We start from the raw sequence: 7,140 nt of genomic DNA on the forward strand, positions 1-7,140 counted from the left end.
CAAGTTGCTACTTAACTCAAACCCGACAGGCTCCCTGCCTGTCGGGTTTCTCCATTGAGGTCATCCTGTGCGTTCATTGTTCTGGCGAATCCTGGCCAGCTTCTGGTTAGCCATAGCCCTGGTTGCAGGCCTGTCGATTCTGCTTGGGCACATGCTCAATCAGGATGCCTGGATTCTCAGCCGTCATCCGGTCCTGAACGAGCTGCCGAAAAAGTGGGTGCAGATCTATGAGGAGCAAGGCGCAGCCACGGCACAGGACTACCTGCAGAACGTAAAGCGCCGCAACCGCATCGATGTGCAGGTGCTCAATGACAATGGCGAACCAGTGGTGCTCGGCACCTTTCCTCCACGGGCAGCAGCCTTTGAAGCCCGTCAGCAGGACGACTCGCGCCAGTTGCCATGGCGCCGCCTGACCACCGAATACACCAGCGACAGTACCGGCATCACTTACCTGCTGATCTTTCGCATCCCGCATCCAGAGATCGAAGACTGGCACCGCCAGAGCCTGATGTGGCCACTGAGCGCACTGGGCATCGCGCTGGTGGTACTGACGCTGTTCAGCCTTTTTGTAACGCTCTCCATCACCCGGCCACTGAGTCGGTTGCGCGGTGCCGTGCACGATCTGGGGCAAACCAGCTATCAGCAACACAGCCTGGCACAGCTGGCCAACCGCCGGGACGAGTTCGGTGTACTGGCGACCGACTTCAACCGCATGGGCGCACGCCTGCAAAGCCTGATCGGCAGCCAGCGTCAGCTACTTCGCGATGTGTCCCATGAACTGCGCTCGCCGCTGGCACGGCTGCGCATTGCCCTGGCACTGGCAGAGCGAGCGGAACCGGCAGAACGGGAAAAACTCTGGCCACGCCTGGGCCGCGAATGCGACCGCCTGGAAGCCCTGATCAGCGAGATTCTTGCACTGGCCCGCCTGGATGCCGACTTTGGCAGCCCGGAGCCTGTGGAACTGGGCAATATGCTGCAGCGCCTGAAAAACGACACGCAACTGGACGACGAACCTCAGAACATCAGGGTTCAGGTCCAGGACAACCTGCAACTGCAAGGCTGGCCGGACATGCTCGAACGTGCGGTGGACAACCTGCTGCGCAACGCCCTGCGCTTCAGTCCGCCGGGACAGCCCATCGATGTGCAGGCCATGCGCGTGGGCCATCATGTGCAACTGAGCGTGCGCGACCGCGGCCCCGGCGTCGCGGCAGAACATCTGCCACAACTGGGCGAACCGTTTTACCGCGCACCCGGCCAGACAGCGCCCGGCCACGGCCTGGGCCTGGCCATCGCCAAACGGGCGGCGGAGCGTCATGGTGGCAGCCTGACACTGGGCAATCACCCGGAAGGCGGCTTCCTTGCCACGCTGGAAATACCGCTGGAACCTGTCAACCCGCAGACAAACTGATCGACTCCGGTCGCTCGCCCGAGCGACCGGTCATCAGCCCTGCCACTCGCTGACAAAACCACCCACGTCCACTTTCGGCGCTTCACGTGGCGGGTTTTGTGGCGTGCCCAGATACAGGAAGGCAATGACCTCTTCGTCATCAGCCAGTCCGAAGCCCTTGGCAACATGGGGTGAGTACGACAGATCGCCCGTACGCCATACCGCTCCGACACCCTGGGCATAAGCGGCCAGTAGCACGGCATGCGCGGCGCAGCCAGCGGTAATCAGTTGCTCCTTGCGCGGCACCTTGAAGTGATCCTGCAAGCGCGCAACCACCACGACCACCAGCGGAGCACGCAACGGCCCCAGACGCGCCTTGTCCAGAGCCTGGGGCGTGATTTCACCACCACCCTGCTGCAGAGCCTCGACCAGCAACTCGCCCATGCGCTCGCGAGCCGGACCTTCGACCGTGATGAAACGATAAGGCCGCAGTTGACCATGATCGGGTGAGCGCAAGGCTGCGCCAAACAGGATTTCCCGCTGTGCAGCATCCGGAGCGGGATCGACCAATCGTGGTACAGAAACACGATTGAGCAAAACGTCGAGTGCCTCCATGGGCGACCTCCTTGAGAATTGATCGGGCATTCTAGAATGGGTTCAGAGTCAATAACGAGCACGTCGAACAATTACTTACCACCAATGACCTTTGCCAGTCGGTTTACATGCCCTCTGGCACAGGTAAAATGACCGCCCTTCCCTATTCAGTCCGAGCAGTTCATGGCGTTGCCGACCCTTCGCATTATCGGTTTCATCATCGGCATATTCCTGATCACTCTGGCGGTTGCCATGATCGTGCCCATGGCAACACTCGTCATATACGAGCGCTTTGAAGACCTGCGCTCATTTCTGTGGGCCAGCGCCATTACCTTTATCGCGGGTCTGGCGCTTGTGGTGCCGGGCCGACCTGAACATGTGCACCTGCGACCGCGGGACATGTACATGCTCACGGTTTCCAGCTGGATCATCGTCTGCATCTTCGCCGCCCTGCCCTTTTTGCTGACTCAGCACATCAGCTACACCGATTCGTTTTTCGAGAGCATGTCAGGCATTACCGCCACCGGCTCGACCGTGCTGAGCAATCTGGACAGCATGTCACCGGGGATTCTGATCTGGCGCTCCATGCTGCACTGGCTGGGCGGCATCGGCTTCATCGGCATGGCAGTAGCGATCCTGCCACTGCTGCGCATCGGTGGCATGCGTCTGTTCCAGACCGAGTCTTCCGACCGGTCCGAGAAGGTCATGCCACGCTCACACATGGTGGCCAAGTTCATCGTCCTGGCCTATGTCGGCTTTACCGCCCTGGGCAGCCTGGCGTTCTGGGCAGCGGGCATGAGCCTGTTCGACGCAATCAACCATGCGATGTCAGCGATTTCCACTGGCGGTTTCTCCACGTCCGACCTTTCCCTGGCAAAGTGGCCGCAACCGGCGGTGCACTGGGTCGCAATCGTGGTAATGATCCTCGGCAGCCTGCCCTTTACGCTTTACGTGGCGACCCTGCGCGGCAATCGCAAGGCGCTGATCAAGGATGAACAGGTTCAGGGCCTGATCGGTCTGCTGCTGGTGACCTGGCTCATGATGACTCTCTGGTACGGCGCCACCACCGATCTGCCCTGGAGCGACGCACTGCGCCATGTGGCCCTGAACGTGACGTCAGTGGTCACCACCACCGGCTTCGCCCTGGGCGACTACAGCCTGTGGGGCAATTTCTCACTGATGCTGTTTTTCTATCTGGGTTTCATTGGCGGCTGTTCCGGCTCGACGGCTGGCGGCGTGAAGATCTTCCGCTTCCAGGTGGCCTACATCCTGCTCAAGGCCAACCTCAATCAGTTGATCCACCCGCGGGCCGTCATCAAGCAGAAGTACAACGGACACAGGCTGGACGACGAAATCGTTCGCTCGATCCTGACCTTTTCGTTCTTCTTCACCATCACCATTTGCGTCATCGCCCTGCTGCTCTCCCTGCTGGGCCTGGACTGGATGACAGCCCTGACCGGCGCCGCGAGCACGGTATCCGGCGTGGGGCCGGGCCTGGGTGAAATCATCGGTCCAGCAGGCAATTTCTCCACACTGCCGGATGCTGCGAAATGGATTCTGTCCGCCGGCATGCTGCTGGGGCGCCTGGAGATCATCACGGTGCTGGTGCTTTGCGTACCCGCGTTCTGGCGGCATTGATGCAGGGTTCACCTTCACTCGGCTAGACTGGAGCGAGCTGACATGAGGGTGGGCATCATGGATCACGTCAAACGCTTCACCAGCTTCGCCGAGTTCTATCCTTTCTATCTGCAGGAACACCGCAGCAGCACCAGCCGACGCCTGCACTTCATCGGCACCAGCCTGGTGATTTTCCTGCTGGCTTTCGGTGTCGGCAGTGGTCGATGGTGGTTGTTGTGGCTGCTGCCCGTTGCCGGTTACGGCTTTGCATGGGCCGGGCATTTCTTCTTCGAGAAGAACCGGCCAGCCACTTTCAAGCATCCGTTCTATAGCCTGCTCGGTGACTTCGTCATGTACCGGGACATGCTGCTGGGCAAGGTGCCGTTCTAGACAGCATCAGACGACGGACTCAACCACAGGCTCCTGCTGCGCAGCGGCCTTTTGCTGAAGATGGGCGTCGGCCAGACGAAACAGTTCGATGGTGCCGTCCAGATGCTCGATCAGGGCGGAACAGGACTCCACCCAGTCGCCGCAGTTGAGGTATTCCACCTCCCCGACCCTGCGGATTTCAGCATGGTGAATATGCCCGCACACCACGCCATCGAGGCCGCGCTTCACACATTCGTGGGCAATGGCTTCCTCGAAGTCGCTGATGAAACTCACGGCTGTCTTGACCTTGTGCTTCAGGTACGCCGACAGCGACCAGTAACCGTAGCCGTACTTCGCCCGCCAGTGGTTGAGCCAGCGATTGAGGGTCAGCGTGAATTCGTAGGCCGAATCCCCCAGAAAGGCCAGCCAGCGGTGATAGCGCGTGATGACGTCGAACTGATCCCCATGAATCACCAGCAATCGACGACCGTCCGCCGTCACGTGCACGGCCTCGTCCAGTAACTGGATATTACCCAGGATCAGTTTCGAGTAACGGCGCAGAAACTCATCATGATTGCCGGTGATATAAATCACCTCGGTGCCACGCTTGCTCATGGTCAGCAAGCGACGTATCACGTTGGTATGCGCCTGGGGCCAGTACATGCCGCTGCGCATCTTCCAGCCGTCGATGATGTCGCCCACCAGATACACCTTGTCGGCCTGATAGCGCTTGAGGAACATCGACAGATGCTCAGCCTGACAGTCGCGAGTGCCCAGGTGCACATCGGAAATCCACAAGGTCCGCACACGTTGCTTGGAGCTGGGTTTGGCAAGCTGAGCACTGCTCATGGGAAGACCTCCGGCAGGTTTTCCAAGAGAGTGCGGCATGCGGGTTAATTGAATGTGACGCCCGCATGACCGTGTAGTGACAGAGCCCCAGCGCTGCCCTTACGGATTTTCAGGCTGGCCCGACCTGTCGTTGTGGCCCAGATCGCGCAGCGGATCGATCTGGTCACGCACCCGCTGCTTGAGCACCTTGGCCTCCGGAAAGCCCCCGTCAGCCTTGCGCTCCCAGATCTGCACGCCCGCGCAGGTGATGCGAAACACCCCACCCGTCCCGGGCTCCAGAGAAACCTTGCCTAGATCGTCCGAAAACGTACTCAACAACTCCTGGGCCAGCCAGGCGGCGCGCAACAACCACTGGCATTGGGTGCAATAGGTAATGACAACTTCAGCTTTTTCGAGTGGCATGGACGAGCTCTTCAAGACAAATCAATTGATATACCCATGATAGGGCACATGATAAACATTCCTTGTTTTCATGACGTATGTGGAACTCCATTTTTTAACTGCCCACCTATCAATAGTAGCCACAAGCCTTGATGCGCAATGTTTTGCGCACTCCATCTGCAAAAAACACTCTGCAAACCGCTACAGCCCTTGCAGATCAAGCACGCCACCCTGCTGCGCACGATATTGCGCACATGCGCATTTTTTTGCGCAGTTCATCAGGAGAATTTGCTCAAAAAACAGGCAGAAATCGCTCATAGAAAATTCAAGCTATTGATTTAAATAGGGAAATAATTTCAGGCATGACTCTTGATAGAGGCTATGCCATTAAGCGAGCAGCGTCGCTCGCAAGAACAAAGGAACAAGGGATGTTCACACCTGCTTACAAGGCCAATTACATGCTGATCGATGGTGCCCTGCACCCGAATGTCATTTGCCAACTGCAACAACGGAACGAGCCTCTGGAGATCCTGCCCCTTTACCTGTCGACATGCCTGGAGCCTGTCAAAGAGCAAGGACCGATTCTGGTACATGCACCTTTCGGCACAACCCTGATGACCGAGTGGCAACAGACTCCAGCCCAGCATCTGTATGCCAGTGTCTTCGCCAGTCAGGCCCCCTTGCGCACCGTCTCCAACCATCTGCGCCACTTTCTCCAGCCAACGGACCACCTAGGCAACAGCAGCCTGCTGCGCTTTGCCGACCCCGTCGTGACGTATTTCTGGTTGTCGAGCTATCCCCAGGATCATCTGGACTCATTGCTGGGACCAGTCACCGACTTATGGGTCAAGACACCGGTTCATCGCTGGCACACCCAGCCTGATCATCCTTTCACCCACTTTGCCCACAACAAACCACTCCAAGACTGGGACCCACGCTTTGCGCTGCAAGGCGAACCGCAACTGGCCGCCTTCGAGCAGGCTGGCAAGTGGCTGTTCATGGAGCAGCTTCATGAATGGCTCACCGATCACCATCCATCGGCGTTCACCAACCAGACGAGCGAACAGGTCCAGAGCTGGATGGAGCAAGTACTGGAAAAAGGCCGGGCATGGGGACTGGCAAGTGATTACTCCTTCGTCGCCTGGGCAGATATCTGCCACATCTGGGGCCTGGACTTCATGGATCGGGCTGAAAGCCCTTACCAGCGCTGGCTGACGCAGTTCCCCGAAAAGGCGCGACTGCCTCCCGAAGTTCGTGTCGAAGTGATCGCCGAATACGCACGCCACACCACGGGCGCAGCAAATGACTGAAAAGCACGGCACCCTTCAACAACGGCGTGCAACCCGCTTCGACAAGACACCCTCAACCGGCACCAGTCTGTGCCCTTTCAAGGGGCCGGACGTGGCGATTGTTCCGGTGCGCTACGCTCTGGATCGTTCCCGTTACGATGTCGACCCCGCACAGCTCAAGCCCTTGCCCGCGCAGGGCCGCTGGAGCGCCTTGCCCAGGCTCAAGACCCGCAGTTACACCTTGCGCCAGCTCTATGATGGCTATGTCTATGTGTTCGACGAAACGGCCGGCACCTTTCATGAGTACACCTTCTCGGGCGTCGATGCCTGCCTGACGCGCATCGTCTTGACCGCGGCCCATCAGGGGCAGGATGTGCGCAGCGGCGAGGGCGAAGGCAAACCCTATCTGCTTTATCCCCGCAAGCACCGCCTGCACCTGGCCTTTTCCCCTGTGCAATGGACGTGGCGCCTCTGCGAGCACATGCGCTCCCATGCCGACAGCCGTGCCTTGTGGATGAAGCCGGTGGACCTGGCGCGTTTCTGCACCACCCTGAACGAACCCGACACCTTGCCCCTGCTGGATCTGGCCACCGCCGTGGCCGATATCGACAAGGAATACGTGGTCGAGGACAAACGCTTTGCCGATTCGTCCAT

Annotated in this window: 8 protein-coding genes; 5 read left to right on the forward strand and 3 right to left on the reverse strand. The window is 59.0% G+C overall.

Annotated features, from left to right (window positions below; translation table 11 throughout):
- The first annotated feature begins 67 nt into the window (after nucleotides 1–67).
- Nucleotides 68–1,408 carry a HAMP domain-containing sensor histidine kinase gene (locus K5D32_RS13605; RefSeq protein ID WP_221600608.1) on the forward strand — a complete coding sequence of 447 codons (1,341 nt, stop codon included), beginning with the start codon at nucleotides 68–70 and terminating at the stop codon, nucleotides 1,406–1,408.
- 33 nt (nucleotides 1,409–1,441) lie between these two features.
- Here K5D32_RS13605 and K5D32_RS13610 read toward each other — a convergent pair whose 3' ends face one another.
- A complete protein-coding gene (locus K5D32_RS13610) occupies nucleotides 1,442–2,002 on the reverse strand; it encodes a nitroreductase family protein (protein ID WP_025261223.1) in 561 nt (186 codons plus the stop codon).
- A 162-nt stretch (nucleotides 2,003–2,164) separates the two neighbouring features.
- On the opposite strand from K5D32_RS13610, the gene K5D32_RS13615 reads away from it, so the two are divergent.
- Both K5D32_RS13615 and K5D32_RS13620 read left to right on the forward strand, forming a co-directional pair.
- A complete protein-coding gene (locus K5D32_RS13615) occupies nucleotides 2,165–3,619 on the forward strand; it encodes a TrkH family potassium uptake protein (RefSeq protein WP_025261224.1) in 1,455 nt (484 codons plus the stop codon).
- Nucleotides 3,620–3,676: 57 nt separating this feature from the next.
- Complete coding sequence (locus K5D32_RS13620; protein WP_200992567.1) at nucleotides 3,677–3,988, forward strand: DUF962 domain-containing protein; 312 nt, start codon at nucleotides 3,677–3,679, stop codon at nucleotides 3,986–3,988.
- Between the two features lie 6 nt (nucleotides 3,989–3,994).
- Here the strand turns inward: K5D32_RS13620 and K5D32_RS13625 are convergent, their stop codons facing one another.
- Together K5D32_RS13625 and K5D32_RS13630 are read right to left on the reverse strand one after the other, a co-directional pair.
- Nucleotides 3,995–4,816: a UDP-2,3-diacylglucosamine diphosphatase gene (locus K5D32_RS13625; RefSeq protein ID WP_221575514.1), complete on the reverse strand. Its 822-nt coding sequence runs from the start codon at nucleotides 4,814–4,816 to the stop codon at nucleotides 3,995–3,997.
- Between the two features lie 99 nt (nucleotides 4,817–4,915).
- Nucleotides 4,916–5,218 carry a SelT/SelW/SelH family protein gene (locus K5D32_RS13630; protein WP_200992569.1) on the reverse strand — a complete coding sequence of 101 codons (303 nt, stop codon included), beginning with the start codon at nucleotides 5,216–5,218 and terminating at the stop codon, nucleotides 4,916–4,918.
- Nucleotides 5,219–5,625: 407 nt separating this feature from the next.
- On the opposite strand from K5D32_RS13630, the gene K5D32_RS13635 reads away from it, so the two are divergent.
- Nucleotides 5,626–6,507 carry a DUF4123 domain-containing protein gene (locus K5D32_RS13635; RefSeq protein WP_221600610.1) on the forward strand — a complete coding sequence of 294 codons (882 nt, stop codon included), beginning with the start codon at nucleotides 5,626–5,628 and terminating at the stop codon, nucleotides 6,505–6,507.
- The coding region (locus K5D32_RS13640) for a toxin VasX (RefSeq protein ID WP_409372869.1) at nucleotides 6,500–7,140 on the forward strand (641 nt) is incomplete at its 3' end. The genes K5D32_RS13635 and K5D32_RS13640, both read left to right, overlap by 8 nt.

The organism is Pseudomonas cichorii (genome assembly GCF_019719005.1).
Taxonomy (GTDB): domain Bacteria; phylum Pseudomonadota; class Gammaproteobacteria; order Pseudomonadales; family Pseudomonadaceae; genus Aquipseudomonas; species Aquipseudomonas cichorii_E.